This is a genomic window from Alteromonas abrolhosensis, from assembly GCF_001953635.1.
GTDB classification, from domain to species: domain Bacteria; phylum Pseudomonadota; class Gammaproteobacteria; order Enterobacterales; family Alteromonadaceae; genus Alteromonas; species Alteromonas abrolhosensis.
In genome coordinates, this window is the sequence record NZ_MEJH01000005.1 from 184,248 (window position 1) to 202,100 (window position 17,853).

Genomic DNA, 17,853 nt, shown 5'->3' on the forward strand with positions numbered 1-17,853 from the left:
ACAAGGTGCTTAACATGTTCCTTGCGTTTACTGGCACACTAACGCGGAGCCACTTTGCACCTAATTTTACTAAACGCACTATTTACCCTTAATGGGTGTTTAAACCTCATGGAAGAGACAAATGAAGTATTTATATTTTATAGCTTGTATAACAATTTTAAGTAATCCCTCATACGCCAACGAAGCGTTTTCCGATTTACGCGCTGAGTTACTTGAAATGATGAAGCTCGATCAAGACACATTGCATGGTAAAACTCAGTTAAGCTTTGAAGAACTTAACGCAAAGCAATCTCAAAGAGTACAAGAGATAGTTGAGAAATTTGGCTGGCCAACTATAGAAATGGTAGGTAAAGAGGCTTCTCAAGCGGCGTGGATTATTGTGCAACACGCAGACCACGACATTCAGTTCCAAAAAAATATGCTGTCGATGATGCTTCCTTTGGCCTTAACTAAAGAGATTGACCCAGGTAACTACGTATACCTTTATGACAGAATCCACACGCCTCAACTCTATGGAACACAAGGCAAATGTAAGGGAAGCACCTTTGAACCTTTTCCAATTAAAGACATAGAGAAAATAAATACGCGAAGGGACGAAATGGGAATGTCAACGGCACAAGAATATTGGGATATGGCCTCAGAAAGAATGTGTGGAGCAAGCAAGCACTGAAAATGTTAGCGCTCTTTCAGGATGCTTGAATACGAGCGCGCCATGTGGTTACTTTATTACACGATACGATAGATGCGCTCATTTTGTGCTAAGCGATGTACCTAAAGCGCGTAGACTAAAATAATTAAAAAAAGGCAGCTTTAAGACATGGAGTCAGTCATATCTAATAATAACTCAGTAGAAAGTCAGTCAGCGGATAATAAATTCTTTGCTTCGTTCGCACTATTTATTACTTTTCTGGTGTATGGTGGGTTTGCTTTAAATTGGATATCTAACCCCAGCAATTTGGGTAGAATTACTTTATGGACTGGATTGCACGGTGCTTTCAGTGCAACCTGGTACATATTACTTCTTACTCAGATAAAACTCGCAGGCAAAGGTAACCTTGCATCTCATAGAGCTCTCGGCAAACTAAGCGTTATTCTTGTGTTCGGAATCCTCTTAACTGGTTCATTAATGGTTTTTGAGTTTTATCATCGCATGGCAGGCTTTGGTATATTCAATCCAGAAGATGCGCAAGCCAGAGTTAGGGCGGGCAGCTTTCTAGGCGGTGCATTTTTACAATGGCTAATTTTCCTAGTGCTTTACGCTCTCGGCGTTCTAAATATAAGAAACCCAGCGCACCACAAACGATTTATGATTGCAGCAGCAATCCAGATGATGCCAGAGGGATTGAATCGTGCTGTACACTTACTTTCGTTACCGGACTACTCCATGTTTATTTGCATGTTCTTAGTCTACCTAGTTCTTATGTTTTATGACTGGAAAGTACAAGGCCGTTTGTACGCCAGTACGATATTTTCGGTTGTTTTATTTTGTTTATTAGTGCTTACCATGCACACAGCATTCAAATGGCAGGCGTGGGGAGACTGGTCAGTAAAAATGATCGGTAATATTTAGCATTGACTAACGAAAAACAAATTTTGAATTTATTCCTATTGCACCAACGCAGACTAATATGGGTGTTTTTGGCGCTCTGTTGTTTTGAAAGTAATGCAGTAGTTATGAGACACGATGTTTCTGCAGAAAAATATCGTGTTGAAAAAATGCCAGAATATGTTGTAGATATGCCAGGTGAGGGCCACGGGGTTCTCATCGCAGAGCAGTGGGTTGTTACTGTCGCACATAGTATCTTTTACGATTATACGAATTCCAACTTAAAAGTTGGTTCTAAATACTATGAAATAGAAAAGGTTTATATCCATCCAGGTTACATAAAGCCAAGGGGCAATGAATTAAGCGGTGATTTAGCTCCGCTAATGCAAGTTTTGAAATCCAGCAGCGATATTGCGTTAATAAAACTATCCAGTCCAGTTTCAGACATTAAACCCATTTCAGTCTATTCAGAAGCTGCCGAGAAAGGGCGTGTCATAACAGTTTTTGGTAAAGGCGCAACTGGAAATGGGTTAACAGGTGAGAACGTAGAAACTAAATCGCTCAATCAGGCAAACAAATTTCAAAATGTCGTAGAAAGTGCAAATGGTAAATGGCTAACGTTCAAATTTGATTCTCCTAAAAATGCGCTTCCCCTAGAAGGAATGCATGGCTCAGGAGATAGCGGAGGCGCTTCTATTATTTATCAAGATGGTGAGCCATATCTAGTGGGGTTATCGAGTTGGCAATTTGCGACTGGAGATATTTCTGAATTTAAAGGAGGGCTGTATGGTACTACTGCTTATCAGACTAGATTATCAAATTACTACCATTGGATTCTGAATATTATTGGTAACTAAAAAGTAAGTTATTTCAATTGGGTGCTCTTAGGGCATGAATTCATTTACTTTGTAAAGACTAATCAAGACAGGCATATTTGTAATCGTCAGGTTTACCGTACTTCATTGAAAAGTTGTATAAATAACAAAGCAGAGATAAGCATATAGTCTTGCATATATGAAGAGAAATGGCGGCTCAAAGACCTAGAGTTATAGTCTCGAAATAAAGAGCTCACTTTCACGTGCCTCGCATTAAAAAATAAGTATCAATAAAAATTAGGAGAGAAAATGCACCCGAATAGACACGCTATAGCTTTTGGAAGTCTAGTATTTTTGGTGGTATCGATTGTTTTAATTATTGCTGCATTATTTTGGGGTTGGCCAAAATATAAAGTCTATAAGAAAGAAATGGATGGTATTGCTGCACTGAAAGAAGCAGAGTGGAGCAAGCAAATACTTATTGAAGAAGCCAAGGCTAGAGAGCAAGCAGCGTTAATGCAGGCGAAAGCCAGAGTCACACTAGCGCAAGCAGAAGGCGAAGCTAAAATTGTGCAAGCTAAAGCCGAAGGACTTGCTGATATTGAGCGTGCAAAAGCCGCTGCTGAAGCTAATAGGATTATTGGCGAATCGCTTAAAGGCAATGAAGAGTACCTTCGCTACGTCTGGATCAAAGGTCTTCAAGATGGAAATGGTGAACGCATTTATATTCCAACTGAGGCTGGCCTTCCTATACTCGAAGCAGGTAAGGCAGGGAAGTAATATCCCACTACTGGGTTACATTAGGTAAAAAGCTATGGCAAAAATTTTAATATTTGGTAACTCTGGTTCTGGAAAATCTACTCTGGCACAGCACTTATGCAAAACGCAAGGTTTAGCTCATTTAGATCTAGATACATTAGCGTGGAAACTTACTAGCCCACCTGAAAGAAAGCCTATCAAGGAGTCTGAAGAAGAGATAAAGGCTTTTATTTCTTCTAATGACAAATGGGTAATTGAAGGCTGTTATACAGACTTACTAAAAATTGTAGAACAGCAGTCTACTGAAATTATATTTATGAACTTACCCATTGAATCCTGCATTTCAAACGCAAAGGCGAGACCTTGGGAGCCCCATAAATACGAGACTAAGCAAGCCCAAGATGAAAACTTAGCAATGCTTATTGATTGGATTGGGCAATATTCAGAAAGAAACGATACATTTTCTTATGCGGCACATAAGCAGTTTTATGATAGTTACCATGGTCATAAGACGATGATTACTCAAAATGTCCCAACCGAGCCAAATTAGGCAAATTCGTTAATATATGAAATAAGTGAAACAGAGTTTCAATGAAGATAAATCTACTTTTAGCATTATTATTTCTAGCATCAGGTACGGTGTCGGCTGAAGACATTAAAATAGATCTTAAGCAGCTTGCGCAACAGTACTTCGACACAATGGTTGCAACTCAGGCCCCTGGCGCTACTCAAGTTGAGCTTGAAAATCACCTGAATTTGCTCGCTGATGATGTTGGTCATTCACATTTACCATGGGTGATAGACGATACGCGATTACCTGACGGTAAGGAGCAAATGAGAGAGGGCATGACGTTCTATTTAGGCGCACATACAGTATATAGTGCTGAGCTGTTAGATGTTTTTACATTTAATCATTCTGCTATTGCTATCAGGTATAAGAATTATGCCAAGGGCGTGCACCCGCAAAACAATCAACCTATTGAATACAGTCAAGTAATGATGGAAGTACTAGAAATAGAGAACGGTAAGATTGCTGTAATTCGAAAGTACCATGAGTGAGCTTCAGATTCAGGTAAGTTGAATTGGGAGGAATCTTCGGTCGTTGATTATTTTCGCAGTGATGCTTCAGGCATTGACGCTTCTTATCGGTTTGATTTAACTTGTATAATTCTTATTCAAGTGCTGCTAGTATGGTTTGTGGTGTCTAATACCTATAACTAACATTCCCATTGCCTCTCGAAACGATTACCTGAGAGCTCAGCGATAGAACAGGAAGCTTTCTAGCTAGAAAGTAAGTTATTACATTTTAAAGGAACAGTATGTTTAAGAAGCTTTTAAAAGGATTTGGAATTGCGCTTCTAATCCTTATCTGTCTATTTGTACTTATTGCTGTTTGGTCGGGCTATAAATCTTCTGAATACGAGAAAACGGCAATTCCTTACATGAATACTGCAATTGCTGACATTTCCTCTTGGGAGCTAGATACCTTTAAGAATTACCTCACTCCGTCTGAAATAGAAAATATCAATGAAGATGATCTTAAAAGGCTTATAAAGGCGCTATCAAAGATGGGGGCGTTAGTTGAAATTGGCGAATATCAATTCAATACAGTTACTTCCAGAGCACTAACATCTGGTGGCTCAGGAACGTTTGTTACCTATACTGTTCCAGCCGTATACGAGAATGGCGATGCAGTACTAACTATCACTCTAAAAGAAGAGGGGGATTCCTTTTCAGTTTATCATTTTAAACTAGACTCCCTCGCGCTGTTTGACTAGCGAAGATGTAAAAGCTAATCGTGCGTCGGCGCCAAAATGAAGACACCGACAAGCATATTTCTACAGAATATTAGGCCGAGCTTTAAGGGCAGGGTAAAATGACGAAGAACCGAAGAACAACAATCATCAGGCTTCTTCTGCTAATCAGTACCATTGTTTCTTTGTTTTTCGTTCCGTGGATATTGGTTAAAGCCTGGATCCTACCTTTGCCACACACAGTGCAAGAACAAGTTGATGAGGCTATTAGCCACGGCTTTGACGGCATAATTGTCTACGTGGATGAGGCGGGAAAGCCTCCAGCTTTCTACACAGCAGGCTGGAAAGACAGAGATAACAAAATACCCGCTGCCCACGACTCTTTATTTAAAATTGCCAGTATCAGTAAGTTGTACACTGCTGTGGCTATCACCAAAATGGCGCGAGAACAGCGACTATCCCTAGACGATTTAATCGTTGATCATTTACCCGAACTCAAAGACAGAATTGAGCATTCAGAAAAAATAACGCTTAAAATGATGGTGCAGCATAAGTCAGGAATCCCTAACTTTACTGATAATGCTGCCTACTGGGAAAACGAACCGGAAAACGGCAAGCGAGCGCTCGACTTCGCGCTAGATCTTCCTGCGAGTTTTGAGCCCGGTGATGGATATGAGTATTCCAACACGAACTATCTGCTGCTTCGCAATATTATGGATAAGGTTTTGGGGGACAGTCATCACGCGTACATTAAGCAAAACATCTTACTTCCACTTCAATTGAACAACACCTATTTTTCATTGAGTGAAGTCAATCTGGACGACGTAATGAGCGGCTATTACGTTGGTTACAAGGAAGATGTTAAGGCGCGTGACTACGGTATGCTAGCCACAGCAGAAGACGTGGGTAAGTTCTTACGAGCGCTAAACAACGGCTCTATTTTCAATGAAGGCGAAGCGGAACTTTACCCTTATGTTTTCGAGCATGGAGGCTTGGTTATCGGCTATCAAAGCCTTGCAGAATATAACAGAGATCTCGATACCGTGGTTGTTCAATTTATCAATACCACTGACTTTGACGGTTATGAGTGGAACTTGTCTGAAATCACAATAAGCCGAATCTTTAAAATACTAAGAAAAGCAGAAAACGAGTAGGTGGTAGGCTTGGTTCAACGCTTTTTAAGTGTAGGCCAATCATTACAAGTTAGAAAATAATGGGTGGCAACAGAACGGTTTTTATTATGTAGTTAGTTTATTAATTCGCCGTTTTTACTCTATGCTTTTAGTGGTTATTTTATCTCTTCAGCTGCTCGGCAAAAAAGGGGCAAAACGTGAAAAAACTCTTCTTAATGTTATCTGTGCTTATATCGGTTTTGTGTTTGCTACTGGCCGCTGCGCCATTTACTCCGGCAATTGCGGGCTCGTTTTTAATGCTTATCCTCGCTGGAGTTTTAGGCTTTAAAGGGTATTCAAAAATAAGCTTGCTTTTGCTTTGTATCAACACCTTTTCGGTAGTTGTCAGCCCTAACATAAACGAGTCTAGTTTTGCCGCATTAACTGTAATATCGATAATCTTTATTTTCTCTTTCACCGGCGTAGCACTTGGTCTGCCGAAAGGTGTTCAAAGATATGATAGTTGCGTTGATTGACGTTTGAGTATTCAAATATTCAGATGTTAGAGTGGATAATTAAAGGGATTGAAAAAACGTTGCCCCGTTTTGTTTCAACCGCTAGAGTTTAAAAACTCGCCGCCTACAAAAGCAAGGATGTTATTTATGGTCAAGTATGAACTCCCCGCCAGAATTGTATTATCGCTATTTATCGTCATTCCTCTTTTTTTCGCTTATTACACGCTTCAAAGCAGTCAGCCACTGCTATTCATTTCAATGCTTCTTGCATCGGTGCTGTTTTTGGTAACGCAAGTAAATATAAAACAGTTTTTAATGCCTAAACGCCAACCCAATGCCAAATTACTTAATATGCAAAAGGCCTTAGGAACCGCTTCGGTTGTTTTATTGATGTTAAATATTGCGTTCAAAGACATTATGTTGTTCTAGAAGAATTTACTTTTTTGCCCAAGAAAAAATAAAAAGCAACGCCAAAGGAAGGCCAATGAAGAAGCATTTAGTATCGTTTTTGATCTTATCAATCCCTTTTATTTGTTTTTCTAAAGAATTACCCAGCGAATTTAAGAATAACTTAATTTACCTAAAACCTAAGCTCGCGGACGGGACTACCCTGACATTTTTTACTGATACTGGTGGTGGTTGGAATGCGATCTCACGAGAGCTTAGCGAAAAATATGGTTGGGAGATAAGTCAAAAAGAATCTGAAAATGGGGTTATCGAGGTTACCGATATGCCTCCGTTTGATCCAGAAGCGTCAATTCCCATGGCGGGATTGAATAATTGGTGGGCTGGAAAATTACAAGTAGTACCATCCGAAGAGTTTAGCTCGACCACGAAAAGTGACGGAACACTAGGCGGACGGTGGCATGCTGAAAAAGTAATTAGTTTTAATTACCCTGAGAAAAAAGTAGAAGTGCTAGATGAAACTCCTACATCAACTGAGTTTTCGACGGTACCTTTGGGATTTCAAAAGGGCCTGGATGGAGGTTATACAATGGCTTTTCCAAGTATCGATATCTCAGTTAATGACAGACAAATTCCAATGTTATTAGATTCAGGTGCTTCGGCATGGCCATCGACAGAGGCGATGGAAAAAGGAGGGTTAAAAGGTGGTGAAGTTGCGACTTCTTTCATTGTCGCTTCAATATTCGATGAATGGGTTAAGTCTAACCCAGAATGGTTAGTGATTGAGGATGCATGTGATTTTTCTCATCAACCCATGATTCGAATTCCGTATATAAAAATTGGAAATAAAACCGTTGGCCCAGTTTGGTTCACAAGAAGACCAGACAGTAGTTTCCACCAATTTATGTCTTCGATGATGGATAGGCGCATTGATGGCGCACTAGGAGGTTCAGCGCTTCAGTACTTAAGACTCATAGTTGATTACCCCAACGAACAAGCGTTGATAGCTAACGAAATTTTGTAACGACGAGATAATTAAACCAAGATGTCCAGTCTACTAACCCCTATGTTTATGCACATTCTTTTATGTGCCTTGCTCTATGTACTTCTCACCATCGTTCGCGCGCCTGCGGTATGGGGATTAGGGAAAAACAAAGATGGCTCAAATCCGTTTGGCGATATACAGCCTAAAATAAGTGCGAATTTGAGTAATCAATTTGAGTGGCCGTTATTTTTTCACGTTGTTTGCGCCTTGCTAATTGCGTTAGGTGAGCCAATTAGCAATTCACAAGTCTTCTTTGCGTGGATATTTGTTATTGGCAGGGTGCTGCATAGTCTTGTACAAATATTTACTGACAATATTAGATTGCGTGGTTTGGTGTTTACTATCAACTTCGTTGCCGTTCTTGCAATGTGGTTGTTGCTTTTTATACAACAAGTTTTAGGTTAAAGAGCACAAAGGTTATGGAAGAAGTATTTGAACCGCTGGGCCGCTTTATACTCAGAGTAATAAAGTGGATTATCATAGACGCAATTATAGAATTCGTTTTGAAGGGCACGGGCCATGTGGTGCTTAAATTGCTAACCTTCGGAAAGTATCCAAGAGCTGGCCGTGATGAGGGAAGGACCGTTGCTGTTGGTTTTATAAGCTTTGTGGTGGTTTTTGTCTGTCTTGCAATGATTGCTTAGTTTTGAAAAAGGATATCTGCGATGAAATTAGAAAAGTGGGCGAGAATAAGAGAAAAAGGAAAACAGCGCTTCGTTCTAGTTTACGGCGTTTTAGGCTGGGGAGTCTCGACCGGTTTATTATGGTCATTACTTATGGCGTTTATCGAGCCTTCCGAAAATATCTGGGGGCGACTCGCCATTGCGATGATCATCTTTCCCATTGCGGGGCTCGCTTTTGGTCACTTAACGTGGAATAAATCTGAAAAAGCTTTTGCAAAAGAAACGACGAAAGCTGTATAGAATGGTTAGAACATGTCTTGTAATAACCAATGAAGGGAAGCCGCTGTTGTTAAGTATCAAAAAATTATTTGTTGTTTCATTAACTTTTCTTGTAGCAAGCTGCGCTAATATTCCGCTTTCTACAATGCTTGAGTTTCGTTCATTTGATGAGGCGAAATTTGTTGAACTCGCCCCTAAGCATCTACTTACTAAGATCCACGTAGACAAGCCTGCCGAAATTAAGGCAGAAAGCACGTGGCTTACTCTGGGAGTCAGTTCCTCAGAGGAAGAAAGAAGTTTTAAGTATAATCTTGAGGTCATTTCAGAAAGAACACTGCCTGCAGCATCTGGATGGTTGAGTGATACGCCAGCGCGAACTGAGTACGTTTTAGGGTTAAGTTCTGAAGCAGTGAAAGAGTTTACTGAGCTTCAAGAGTTTATGACGTCTGATACACCTACAGGGTTTGATCTTCACGTGAATACTGGGTTTAAAGAGCCGGCAAATGAAATGAAGAGCATCACTATGTCTATCTTTTTAAAGCTCTACGCTAATGAAGACTATTTTACGCTTATAGACAGAGCAGAACTTGATATAGAGAAGGAAAGCGAATAACTTTCATGGCGCTGGATTTTTACCCATAACAAAGTAAAGTAATAATCTTCAGCTCTTCAAGCTTATTTAGAGAAGTACATGGAAGTATCTAAAGCCAGTATTCAAAAAGCGGTAGCTAACAATATCATCTCAGAGCAACAGGGCATTGCTCTGTACAATTTCTTCCAAGAATAAAATCAGCATACTCCTTCTTTTACCTTCACGCATATTCTGTACTACTTAGGTGGCCTTATTGCTATTGGCGCCATGACATTATTTATGAACCTAGGCTGGGAGCAATTTGGTGGTGCCGGCATCATATTTATCTCTATGCTTTATGCTGGCGTGGGCTTAAAGCTTGCCAATTCTTTTGCGCAAAAGCATTTAGTAATACCAGCAGGGATCTGCGCCACCTTCGTAGTTTGTTTAACGCCAATTGCAATCTACGGTGCGCAGCAATGGCTCGGTCTATGGCCCGACGATAATACGGTTTATCGCCAGTTTCATCACCGCATTAAATGGCTATGGTTATACATGGAGCTTGGAACGCTAGTAACTGGGCTAGTGGTAGCATGGCGATATAAATATCCGTTCTTAGTAATGCCGATTGTGGTAACGCTCTGGTATATCAGTATGGACGCTGTGATGCTTATTATTGACCATGAGGATTTATGGAGCAGCTACTCGTGGGAGTTCCGAGCACTTGTGTCGATGTACTTTGGCGCGTTGATGATGCTATTAGCGTTCTGGGTGGATATTAGGGCGCGAAACACAGCAGATTACGCGTTTTGGCTTTATCTATTCGGCGTTATAGCGTTTTGGGGCGGCCTTACCAGCCAAGATTCAGACAGCGAACTGTCTAAATTTGTCTATTTCTGTATAAACCTTGCCATGATTGGCGCTGGTGCTCTGTTGGTTCGACGTGTATTTGTCATTTTCGGTGCTTTAGGATGCTGTTTATATTTGGGTCATCTTGCTTCTACCGTTTTTGAAGATAGTTGGCTTTTTCCTGTGGCGCTTTCAGCGATTGGTTTGGGTGTTGTGTACATGGGAATTTGGTGGCAAAAGAATGAAGCTCGCATTACAAAGAGAGCGCAAGCGATACTGCCGAAAGCGCTACAGGAACTATTAGCTAATAAGGCTTAGTTCACCTAGGCAGTAAATAAACCAGTAACTAACTCAATACAGATAACAATTAACAAAAGATAACGCTTACGCAGTAGTAAGGGGAAAGAGGTAAACGGAGATGTCAGATAAAAGTGTAGAATTTAAGGAGCCTGGTCGCCTCATAACTTGGATTAAGTATTTATTGTACGTGCAAGTTGCTTTGGCTCTGATAGCCATTGGCTCGAACTTGATGGAGTACCAACTGTTAACAGACTTTCAAAACGGCGTTTATTTCAGTCAGGAAATGGCTGTAGCAGACGCCGAGGCTAATGACAAAAGGCAGCAAATAATTGCTTTTTCGTATTTGGCGGTGTTTATCATTTCCGGGATTTTAATTCTTAAGTGGATTTACCAGTCAAACCAAAATGCGCGGTATTTAGGCGCTAAAGATATGGCGTTTTCGCCTGCTTGGTCGATAGGTTTTTACTTCATTCCGATTGTATCGTTATGGAAACCATATCAAGCGATGAAAGAGATTTGGCAAGCCAGCCAAACCCCTAACAATTGGCAGATAGAAACGTAAGTTCGATTTTGGGCGTGTGGTGGTTTTTCTGGATTGCTAATAGCATGGTCGGACAGGCTGTTTTTCGTATGTCCAGAAGGGCACAAGAAATTGATCCTGCTGGAACGGTAGACCCAACATCTACGCTGTACAATACCACCATGTATGCAATGGCTGGGTTATTAGTATTGGCGTTCATCGCCAACCTTCTTGTAAAACCAGTACGAGAAAAGCACCACGTAGAGAATACGCACCCCGAACTGGAACCGGCGAGAGCGACTTGATAATTTGAAAAATAAAACCCGCTTACGAGCGGGTTTTTAGTATAAGTATGATCTATTTACCTAACATATCCAAATAAATGTTACAGTAATTTCACAATATAGTGATTAGGAAATGATATGGATTTTCTCTTTAATGTTTTGATTTGGGTTGGGGTTGTCATTTTTGCCATATTCTTTATCGGTTTCATGGCTGCAGCCAAGCTAAATAAACGACAAGAAGAAAGTTGCGCTAACCAGCGTAGTCAAAATGCTGCTGACCCTGTCAGGGAAGGCGAAAGGCCAAGTGATCAAAACAAAGGATAACATTTCATTTATTGTGAATTGCATTAATAAATAAAAACGTTCACATTTTTCACCCCTTTCTCCATGTTCCCCCGTTTACTGAAAAAAGGGGGAACACTATGCAAACAACAATTCTACCAAACGTAAATACACATCAACTATCACCACAAAGCGCTTTTCCGTTTGAGAAAGCACCTATAGCCAAACGCACGTTAAACGCTGTAACTATTGCTATTGCTGGTGGCGCCGTAACAGCTGGCCTTTTTGTGTTAATGGCAGAACTTATTCGGCAAGACAAGGTAAACATTAGCGAAGCACCGCCGGTGTTTTTCGAACCCATCATTTACCAACCTGAAGAAGAGCGAACCATTATTAAGAAACCCATAGTGCCAATTGAACAGGTAATTAAAACGCCACCGCAAAAAGTTGTCGAGATTGATCCTGAGCCTAATGAAGGCCCAGGCAACTTTGAAATAAAAACGCATATTCCAAATACGGCTTTAGACCTGTCAATTAACTTAAATAGCGCTCAAGGTGACATGCAAGCTACACCACAATTTAGGGTTGATCCCACATATCCGCCTGAAGCGAGTCGCGATGGCATAGAGGGTTGGGTAAAACTAGGGTTTACCATAAGTGCTAGTGGCGCAGTATCTGATATTACGGTGCTAGATTCTGAACCCAAGCGCGTATTTGATAGAGCCGCACGTAGAGCGCTTAAGAAATGGAAATATAAGCCTAAGTTGGATGGCGGTAAGCCTGTTAGTCAATCAGGTATGGTTGTAGTATTAGATTTCAAACTAGAACAATAAGGACTGCCTATGAGTATAGGCGCAAGCTTGCAAAGCCTGTTTCAAAGTAAGCGCGAAAAAGCGCTTGGAGTGAGTGAAAGGCTAATGTTGCGATACGGCGCAAAAGGTGACGAAGCATCATTAGCCGCACTCTTTGATTTACATAACCACAAGCTATTTTATTTTTTGAAGATGTTAAGTGATAGCGCCGTTGCAGAGGATATATGCCAGCGTACTTGGATAAAGGTTATTGAAAGTCGTCATTTGTTCAAAAGTGGCGATAATTTTCAAGCTTGGCTGTTCACTATTGGTAGGCGAACACTAATTGATGAATTTAGAAAAAACGCCAAGTTGGAATATAACAACGATGCAGTTGAAGCGTTCTCGCTCACTGAGTTAGTTAAGTATGCCCAATCTTCGGTAGAGGACGATGTTCAAAAAGGACTAGAAAAAGATTGGTTTAAAGCCTGTCTGCAGCAATTGCCTTATAAGCAAAAAGAGGCGCTAACTTTGCAGTTTGAAGGGTTTGGGCTTTCGGAAATTGCCGCCATATGCGGCGCTGAGAAAGAAACGGTGAAAACCCGGATACGGTATGCGAAAGACAGTCTTAAAACTATGCTGGAGAAAATGTAATCATGTCTATATCAGATAAAGAACTACAAGATGCGTTTAGGCGCAGCCAGCAAATACAAAAGCAAAATGATGCAGTGACCGAAAAGGCCAATGCTCGCGTGCGTACCAGTGTGCTCGCCCACAACAAAGCGAAAGAAAATGAAAGTGAAGCTCAGCGTATATTTGAAGCTTTGTCTTCACATGTTCGTGTATATTTTGCTTCTTCAACCTTACGTTTTACGGCTGTGGCATTCGCAATCGTTGCCATGTTAGGCGTATACAATATCGGTACATTCCAACGTAATAGTTCGTCGCCTTTTCAAACGGCAGCACACAGTGTAGATATTGTTCAATATCATGGGTTTGAAGGGGAGGATAAGCTGCTGGCTAATAAAACCGGAAATGATTACAAAGCCCGTTTTAATGCCTATACGCAACAATATATCGAAAGTAATTTGGTAGCTAAAGCGGTAACCTTAGAGCCAGCAACACTTAAGGCGCAAGATGGTTATTGGCTTTTAGTGAACTGCAGTAATCAGCAGGTGGTAGTTTCTGAAAACCTTATTGCATCGTTAAATATGAACGGTCGCATTGAAGGAGATATCAACATTGGTACTCACGTAGCATTAGCCTTTGATGCTCAAGGAAGGATTTTGACGATTAAACAAACTTCTACGCCACTGATGTGCTGATTGAGAAAGGGTAGAGGTAGATTGTTCCGTATACGAGGCACTAGCAAATAGGCTTGCATAGGCCTCGACTACGGACAGATGTTCTGAAAAGTTTTATTTGTCTAAGTCATGTGCCCTAAAGGCATTTGGAAGTAATTCACCAATGGTAGTTTCGAACACTTGGCCAGTTTGACTAACCATGGTTACAGGGGTTTCATCTGGGGCGAATTCAGCAATTTTCTGTCTACACCCACCACATGGGAAACAAAACTCGTCATTCGGGCTTGCGATAACAATGTGCGCGATACGGTTTTGCCCTTGGGTGACCATATTACCTATTGCGGTGGCCTCGGCACATTGACCTAGCGGGAAGGCAGCACTTTCTACGTTACAACCAGAGAAGGTTTCTCCGCTTGGAGTAAGTACTGCAGCACCAACTTTAAAGTTGGAATAAGGTGAGTGAGAGTTTTTCTGTGCGTCAAATGCAAGTTGTGATAGTTTTTCTAAATTATTTTTCTTCATAGCTACCTGTGTTAACCACCCAATACGCTTTACTTTTATCATCAAATGCGAGAAGGTTGGCGGCATTAGCGCCGCAATAAGCGTATACTTAATGCTCAGGCGGTTTTTTCTTTTTTTATAGAATGCTTTTTTACCATGTGCAGAAACGTTAGTCTCATCTTTTTTTCTCTATTCGCTGCTATTTTAAGCGGTTGTGCGCAAACACCACCTGTTTCAGAAAAACCTCAAATGGGAAACTTGCTTTTAGCCGAGCCTGCACCCGTTAACCCACGTTCAGAAATGGCGATTGCACGCTACAATCAAGTTTTGACTAGCCCAGCGCTTTCAGATGAAGATAAAGCCGAACTGCATTTTCAACGGGGTATGTTGTACGACAGTGTAGGCCTTTCTGGTTTAGCACAGTTTGATTACACCCAAGCCATCAATTTAAAACCTGATTTAGCAGAAGCCTACAATTCCATTGGCATTCACTATATTCAGCAAAATGACTTTATTCAGGCCTACGACGCATTTGATTCCACGTTGGAAATTAACCCTGAGTACGACTTTGCGTTCTTAAATCGTGGTATAGCACTTTATTACGGTGGCCGCGCAGAGCTTGCCACAAACGATCTAAATCGCTTTTTTGAAAAAGACGACAGCGATCCGTTTCGTGCACTGTGGGCGTATTTTGCGCATCACGATGTGTCGGAACTTGAAGGGCAAAAGTACTTAGCCTCTATTCGACCAACGTTAGACAACCAGCACTGGGCTACTACGCTGGTGGATTTGTTCCTAGGTACCGTTGATGAGAACGACGTACTTAACTCACTGCTAGACGGTGTAAAAAGCCAAAAAGCGCTAACTGACAGATTATGTGAAGCCTATTTTTACTTAGGTAAATTCCACACTCAACGGGGCAATAACGGCATCGCCTCGAATTACTTCAAGCTTGCACTAAGCACCAATGTGTTCGATTACGTTGAACATCGTTACGCAAGAATGGAGCTTAACCGTTTGCGTGAACAAGCTAGCAACGATCTGGTTAGCGAAGAGTAATTAACAAGCGTTATGCGAGGCTTATTTTTAGCAGTGTTCGCACTGCTCATTGTTGCGGGCGATAGCGGACGCTATGTCCCTCAGTTAATTGCTAACGCGAGCAGCGTACTTACACCGTCAAACCAAAGGTCAGATAGCCTCCAAGTAGAAGGTGAGCGCTTAGCATCGGATGGTGACAACACTAACAGCGAACTTCAACATACCGCAGAATCTAGTTCCAGTTCCGTAGCACTTCATAACACCAACCATGACGCTGAGCATGATGCACTAGCGCTACTTTGGTTAGCCGCAAAGCAAGGTAGCGAAGACGCACAAAATCGCTTGCTCATTGAGTTTGAGCGTGCGTATAACGCAGGTTTCAAAGCTACTGACTATATTGATGAAGCCACTGCAACCTATTTTCTAGAAAAACTTGTTAATCTTGAAAATGCGGACGCTGCATGGCTGCTGTACCAAATATTAGGTGAAGAAGGTGCGTCACAGCGCTTTATGCGCTTAGCGGCGCTCGGCGAGGTCGCAGAAGCACAGCTTGCGTTTGCAATGTCTACTGATTCACCAGAAAAACGTGAGAAGTGGCTAGTACGCGCTGCATCGCAAAACTACGTACCCGCACAGGCCGCTTTGGCCGATTGGTATCTTCTACACGGGCAGCAACAATTAGCGAAACCGCTGCTGGCAGCAACAGCAACCTTAGACATGCAAAGTGCATTTAAATACGCTCGCCTTCTGTGGGACGAAGGGGAGTTTTCTGAGGCCAAGCAGCATTTTAGCTTTGCCGCGAAGAAAGGGCATCTTCAAGCGGAAAAAGCCTTAGAGGCCATCAATCTCTACACGCCTTATTCTATAGAGCAAGCATTAAAACAAGCTCCTTCATTTAACTGGGAGAGTGAAGGGATGTGTCTTCAGCGTATACAGCCTTTTGCTACCAGTTTAGCTACTATTATGCGTGCTCACAGTCTTTATAACTCATTCAATAACGACAAGCGTCTGCAGAATCTTTCTATTTGCCTGGCCCCGCCTATTTGGCTTAAATCCGATGTACTAAGTTGCGATCCGGATTATAAGAATGCTGGGATTTTAGGCTGTAGTATTACTCCTTTAGCAAGCATTGCGAAAAAGCAGAAATTTAGTCATGCAGTAGTGGTGGCAGAGCAGGGTAAGGCAAATGTTCAAAACGGCGTAATGTACTTAGACATTAGTGACGCTTACTCAGTGTTTGTTCATGAGCTAGCGCACTTTGCTGGCTTTGCTGATGAATATCCTATTGGCAAAGGCATGGCAAATAAGCTGTGCGATGAAGATGGAATAAGCGATTTTGCACCACCAAACCTAATCGTAGATTCTGAGTACTGGTATGCACCTCACGAAACGGTCGAAAATTGGCTAGAGATAGATCCAGCAACCATTATTGCTCGCGCCAAAACGTGCACCGTGTTGGGGGAAAACAGCTATAAGCCCAGCCGCAGAATTACCTTTATGGAACATCACGATAGCGGCGTGATACCGCCATTATATTTGGTACTGTGGCAGCAGCAGTTGGAAAAACAAAATGCCCAGCGACCCATTTCTATGAATTTCTTTCAGGCGTTCCACAATAGCGGCAACCAAAAAGAAGCCGCACACTGGTTAGCTGAATACGAAGCCTTTACTGGTGGAAAATAACCGCAGTTATCATTAAGAAAACATTGCACTCGCCACTATTTTGCGAGTGTATCTTTAAGCTCGTTTACCCACATAGACGTTGCACCACAAATTGCTACGGGCATAACGATAAAGTTAACCACGGGAATAAGTGAGAATATATTCACCATCATTCCGAACGTCATCGCTTTCCCTTTGTGTTCGCTAAGGTGCAGGCGCATGCGCGTAAAATCTATTTTGTGGTTGTCGTATGGGTAGTCGCAGTACTGAATTGCCATCATCCAGGCGTTAAATAAGAACCACAAGACTTGCCCAATGATGGGTAGGAAAAAGAACAATAATAGAAATCCAATGGCACGAGGTACATACCAAATAAATTTGGTAAGTTCACGGCCTACTGTTCTAGGAATGTCTTTAACTAAAGCCATAACGCCTTCGTCACCTAAATCTTGACCCGTTAAGTGACGCTCAACCTTTTCTGATAACACACCGTTAAACGGCGCTGCAATCCAGTTTGCCAGTGTGCCAAAGATGAGTGCGAAAATGAGCAATACGCTGATGACTGCTAGGGGCCACAGGAAAAAGCTGACCGCTGTTTTGATCCAGCCTAACCATTCAGGTACAAGATCAATCACATAAGCGATGCCCATTTCAATTTGGCCAAATAAGAAGTAAAAAGCCACAGAAAAAAGCACTAAGTTTATTGTTAGGGGTACAAAAACAAAACGCTTTAACCCTTTGGTTTTTATAAGCGAAAAGCCTTCAAAGAAATAATGTACACCGCCTGAACTCATTCGTACTCCTTCGCGTTTGAAACGCTGTGTTTGTTAACTATCTGCTCTATCATACGCGCTTGGCGTATTCTCTGCCTAACTCAGTGAAATGGTAATTGTTACAA

General features: G+C 41.6%; 25 protein-coding genes and 1 pseudogene. 24 read left to right on the forward strand and 2 right to left on the reverse strand.

From position 1 onward, the window contains the following. Positions 1-121: 121 nt before the first annotated feature. The 22 genes and pseudogenes from BGK61_RS09755 (at position 122) to BGK61_RS09855 (ending at position 13,775) form a co-directional block, all read left to right on the forward strand. Positions 122-670, forward strand: coding sequence for a DUF6624 domain-containing protein (locus BGK61_RS09755; protein ID WP_076010888.1), 549 nt, complete (start codon positions 122-124; stop codon positions 668-670). A gap of 147 nt (positions 671-817) precedes the next feature. Beyond that, positions 818-1,570: a hypothetical protein gene (locus BGK61_RS09760; RefSeq protein ID WP_076010887.1), complete on the forward strand. Its 753-nt coding sequence runs from the start codon at positions 818-820 to the stop codon at positions 1,568-1,570. Positions 1,571-1,674: 104 nt separating this feature from the next. Next, a complete protein-coding gene (locus BGK61_RS09765) occupies positions 1,675-2,403 on the forward strand; it encodes a trypsin-like serine protease (protein WP_199820705.1) in 729 nt (242 codons plus the stop codon). Between the two features lie 267 nt (positions 2,404-2,670). Further along, on the forward strand, positions 2,671-3,141 hold the full coding sequence (locus BGK61_RS09770; protein ID WP_014998279.1) for an SPFH domain-containing protein: 471 nt from the start codon (positions 2,671-2,673) through the stop codon (positions 3,139-3,141). A gap of 34 nt (positions 3,142-3,175) precedes the next feature. Next, positions 3,176-3,670, forward strand: a complete 495-nt coding sequence (locus BGK61_RS09775) for a P-loop NTPase family protein (protein ID WP_076010886.1) — start codon at positions 3,176-3,178, stop codon at positions 3,668-3,670. Positions 3,671-3,711: 41 nt separating this feature from the next. Further along, on the forward strand, positions 3,712-4,179 hold the full coding sequence (locus BGK61_RS09780; protein WP_076010885.1) for a nuclear transport factor 2-like protein: 468 nt from the start codon (positions 3,712-3,714) through the stop codon (positions 4,177-4,179). 260 nt (positions 4,180-4,439) lie between these two features. Beyond that, positions 4,440-4,898 (forward strand): hypothetical protein, encoded by a 459-nt coding sequence (locus BGK61_RS09785; protein WP_075176545.1) that lies wholly within the window; start codon positions 4,440-4,442, stop codon positions 4,896-4,898. A gap of 98 nt (positions 4,899-4,996) precedes the next feature. Beyond that, the gene (locus BGK61_RS09790) at positions 4,997-6,028 is read left to right on the forward strand and encodes a serine hydrolase domain-containing protein (RefSeq protein WP_076010884.1); all 1,032 of its coding nucleotides are present in this window, start codon (positions 4,997-4,999) and stop codon (positions 6,026-6,028) included. A gap of 176 nt (positions 6,029-6,204) precedes the next feature. Further along, positions 6,205-6,522 carry a DUF6419 family natural product biosynthesis protein gene (locus BGK61_RS19670; RefSeq protein WP_199820704.1) on the forward strand — a complete coding sequence of 106 codons (318 nt, stop codon included), beginning with the start codon at positions 6,205-6,207 and terminating at the stop codon, positions 6,520-6,522. A gap of 126 nt (positions 6,523-6,648) precedes the next feature. Next, positions 6,649-6,930 carry a hypothetical protein gene (locus BGK61_RS09800; RefSeq protein WP_076010882.1) on the forward strand — a complete coding sequence of 94 codons (282 nt, stop codon included), beginning with the start codon at positions 6,649-6,651 and terminating at the stop codon, positions 6,928-6,930. Positions 6,931-6,985: 55 nt separating this feature from the next. Further along, positions 6,986-7,930 carry a hypothetical protein gene (locus BGK61_RS09805; protein ID WP_076010881.1) on the forward strand — a complete coding sequence of 315 codons (945 nt, stop codon included), beginning with the start codon at positions 6,986-6,988 and terminating at the stop codon, positions 7,928-7,930. A 42-nt stretch (positions 7,931-7,972) separates the two neighbouring features. Then, positions 7,973-8,356, forward strand: a complete 384-nt coding sequence (locus tag BGK61_RS09810) for an MAPEG family protein (RefSeq protein ID WP_240498947.1) — start codon at positions 7,973-7,975, stop codon at positions 8,354-8,356. Positions 8,357-8,370: 14 nt separating this feature from the next. Continuing rightward, positions 8,371-8,595: a hypothetical protein gene (locus tag BGK61_RS09815; RefSeq protein ID WP_014949408.1), complete on the forward strand. Its 225-nt coding sequence runs from the start codon at positions 8,371-8,373 to the stop codon at positions 8,593-8,595. Between the two features lie 21 nt (positions 8,596-8,616). Beyond that, complete coding sequence (locus tag BGK61_RS09820) at positions 8,617-8,874, forward strand: hypothetical protein (protein ID WP_061094945.1); 258 nt, start codon at positions 8,617-8,619, stop codon at positions 8,872-8,874. Between the two features lies 1 nt (position 8,875). Beyond that, positions 8,876-9,466: a hypothetical protein gene (locus BGK61_RS09825; RefSeq protein ID WP_234349430.1), complete on the forward strand. Its 591-nt coding sequence runs from the start codon at positions 8,876-8,878 to the stop codon at positions 9,464-9,466. 78 nt (positions 9,467-9,544) lie between these two features. Continuing rightward, a pseudogene (locus BGK61_RS09830) lies at positions 9,545-10,591 on the forward strand (DUF2157 domain-containing protein). Positions 10,592-10,691: 100 nt separating this feature from the next. Beyond that, positions 10,692-11,135 (forward strand): DUF4328 domain-containing protein, encoded by a 444-nt coding sequence (locus BGK61_RS19815; RefSeq protein WP_267889355.1) that lies wholly within the window; start codon positions 10,692-10,694, stop codon positions 11,133-11,135. 68 nt (positions 11,136-11,203) lie between these two features. Next, positions 11,204-11,398, forward strand: coding sequence for a hypothetical protein (locus tag BGK61_RS19820; protein ID WP_411454175.1), 195 nt, complete (start codon positions 11,204-11,206; stop codon positions 11,396-11,398). A gap of 117 nt (positions 11,399-11,515) precedes the next feature. After that, the gene (locus BGK61_RS09840; protein WP_076010879.1) at positions 11,516-11,701 is read left to right on the forward strand and encodes a hypothetical protein; all 186 of its coding nucleotides are present in this window, start codon (positions 11,516-11,518) and stop codon (positions 11,699-11,701) included. Between the two features lie 98 nt (positions 11,702-11,799). Continuing rightward, entirely contained in the window at positions 11,800-12,492 is a 693-nt protein-coding gene (locus BGK61_RS09845) for an energy transducer TonB (RefSeq protein WP_083648649.1), read from the forward strand. Positions 12,493-12,501: 9 nt separating this feature from the next. Then, the gene (locus tag BGK61_RS09850) at positions 12,502-13,104 is read left to right on the forward strand and encodes an RNA polymerase sigma factor (RefSeq protein WP_076010878.1); all 603 of its coding nucleotides are present in this window, start codon (positions 12,502-12,504) and stop codon (positions 13,102-13,104) included. 2 nt (positions 13,105-13,106) lie between these two features. Continuing rightward, entirely contained in the window at positions 13,107-13,775 is a 669-nt protein-coding gene (locus tag BGK61_RS09855; RefSeq protein WP_076010877.1) for a hypothetical protein, read from the forward strand. Between the two features lie 93 nt (positions 13,776-13,868). Here BGK61_RS09855 and cdd read toward each other — a convergent pair whose 3' ends face one another. Further along, positions 13,869-14,276 (reverse strand): cytidine deaminase, encoded by a 408-nt coding sequence (gene cdd / locus BGK61_RS09860; protein WP_044556963.1) that lies wholly within the window; start codon positions 14,274-14,276, stop codon positions 13,869-13,871. A gap of 135 nt (positions 14,277-14,411) precedes the next feature. Here cdd and nlpI point away from each other — a divergent pair, with 135 nt between their 5' ends. Next, positions 14,412-15,314 carry a lipoprotein NlpI gene (nlpI, locus tag BGK61_RS09865; RefSeq protein ID WP_014998298.1) on the forward strand — a complete coding sequence of 301 codons (903 nt, stop codon included), beginning with the start codon at positions 14,412-14,414 and terminating at the stop codon, positions 15,312-15,314. Between the two features lie 12 nt (positions 15,315-15,326). Then, positions 15,327-16,976 (forward strand): SEL1-like repeat protein, encoded by a 1,650-nt coding sequence (locus BGK61_RS09870; protein WP_076026052.1) that lies wholly within the window; start codon positions 15,327-15,329, stop codon positions 16,974-16,976. A gap of 35 nt (positions 16,977-17,011) precedes the next feature. On the opposite strand, the gene cysZ is transcribed toward BGK61_RS09870, so the two are convergent. After that, positions 17,012-17,749: a sulfate transporter CysZ gene (gene cysZ, locus BGK61_RS09875; RefSeq protein ID WP_014998300.1), complete on the reverse strand. Its 738-nt coding sequence runs from the start codon at positions 17,747-17,749 to the stop codon at positions 17,012-17,014. Positions 17,750-17,853 lie beyond the last annotated feature (104 nt).

Excerpts from the sequence above, each read along its gene's own strand:
- BGK61_RS09800 (WP_076010882.1), top strand. The coding sequence starts at position 6,649 with ATGGTCAAGTATGAACTCCCCGCCAGAATTGTATTATCGCTATTTATC.
- BGK61_RS09775 (WP_076010886.1), top strand. The coding sequence starts at position 3,176 with ATGGCAAAAATTTTAATATTTGGTAACTCTGGTTCTGGAAAATCTACT.
- BGK61_RS09760 (WP_076010887.1), top strand. The coding sequence starts at position 818 with ATGGAGTCAGTCATATCTAATAATAACTCAGTAGAAAGTCAGTCAGCG.
- BGK61_RS09870 (WP_076026052.1), top strand. The coding sequence starts at position 15,327 with ATGCGAGGCTTATTTTTAGCAGTGTTCGCACTGCTCATTGTTGCGGGC.
- BGK61_RS19820 (WP_411454175.1), top strand. The coding sequence starts at position 11,204 with ATGTCCAGAAGGGCACAAGAAATTGATCCTGCTGGAACGGTAGACCCA.
- cdd (WP_044556963.1), bottom strand. The coding sequence starts at position 14,276 with ATGAAGAAAAATAATTTAGAAAAACTATCACAACTTGCATTTGACGCA.
- BGK61_RS09825 (WP_234349430.1), top strand. The coding sequence starts at position 8,876 with ATGGTTAGAACATGTCTTGTAATAACCAATGAAGGGAAGCCGCTGTTG.
- BGK61_RS09850 (WP_076010878.1), top strand. The coding sequence starts at position 12,502 with ATGAGTATAGGCGCAAGCTTGCAAAGCCTGTTTCAAAGTAAGCGCGAA.
- cysZ (WP_014998300.1), bottom strand. The coding sequence starts at position 17,749 with ATGAGTTCAGGCGGTGTACATTATTTCTTTGAAGGCTTTTCGCTTATA.
- BGK61_RS09770 (WP_014998279.1), top strand. The coding sequence starts at position 2,671 with ATGCACCCGAATAGACACGCTATAGCTTTTGGAAGTCTAGTATTTTTG.
- nlpI (WP_014998298.1), top strand. The coding sequence starts at position 14,412 with ATGTGCAGAAACGTTAGTCTCATCTTTTTTTCTCTATTCGCTGCTATT.
- BGK61_RS09840 (WP_076010879.1), top strand. The coding sequence starts at position 11,516 with ATGGATTTTCTCTTTAATGTTTTGATTTGGGTTGGGGTTGTCATTTTT.
- BGK61_RS09785 (WP_075176545.1), top strand. The coding sequence starts at position 4,440 with ATGTTTAAGAAGCTTTTAAAAGGATTTGGAATTGCGCTTCTAATCCTT.
- BGK61_RS09790 (WP_076010884.1), top strand. The coding sequence starts at position 4,997 with ATGACGAAGAACCGAAGAACAACAATCATCAGGCTTCTTCTGCTAATC.
- BGK61_RS09855 (WP_076010877.1), top strand. The coding sequence starts at position 13,107 with ATGTCTATATCAGATAAAGAACTACAAGATGCGTTTAGGCGCAGCCAG.
- BGK61_RS09820 (WP_061094945.1), top strand. The coding sequence starts at position 8,617 with ATGAAATTAGAAAAGTGGGCGAGAATAAGAGAAAAAGGAAAACAGCGC.
- BGK61_RS09810 (WP_240498947.1), top strand. The coding sequence starts at position 7,973 with ATGTTTATGCACATTCTTTTATGTGCCTTGCTCTATGTACTTCTCACC.
- BGK61_RS09845 (WP_083648649.1), top strand. The coding sequence starts at position 11,800 with ATGCAAACAACAATTCTACCAAACGTAAATACACATCAACTATCACCA.
- BGK61_RS09755 (WP_076010888.1), top strand. The coding sequence starts at position 122 with ATGAAGTATTTATATTTTATAGCTTGTATAACAATTTTAAGTAATCCC.
- BGK61_RS09805 (WP_076010881.1), top strand. The coding sequence starts at position 6,986 with ATGAAGAAGCATTTAGTATCGTTTTTGATCTTATCAATCCCTTTTATT.
- BGK61_RS09780 (WP_076010885.1), top strand. The coding sequence starts at position 3,712 with ATGAAGATAAATCTACTTTTAGCATTATTATTTCTAGCATCAGGTACG.
- BGK61_RS19815 (WP_267889355.1), top strand. The coding sequence starts at position 10,692 with ATGTCAGATAAAAGTGTAGAATTTAAGGAGCCTGGTCGCCTCATAACT.
- BGK61_RS09815 (WP_014949408.1), top strand. The coding sequence starts at position 8,371 with ATGGAAGAAGTATTTGAACCGCTGGGCCGCTTTATACTCAGAGTAATA.
- BGK61_RS09765 (WP_199820705.1), top strand. The coding sequence starts at position 1,675 with ATGAGACACGATGTTTCTGCAGAAAAATATCGTGTTGAAAAAATGCCA.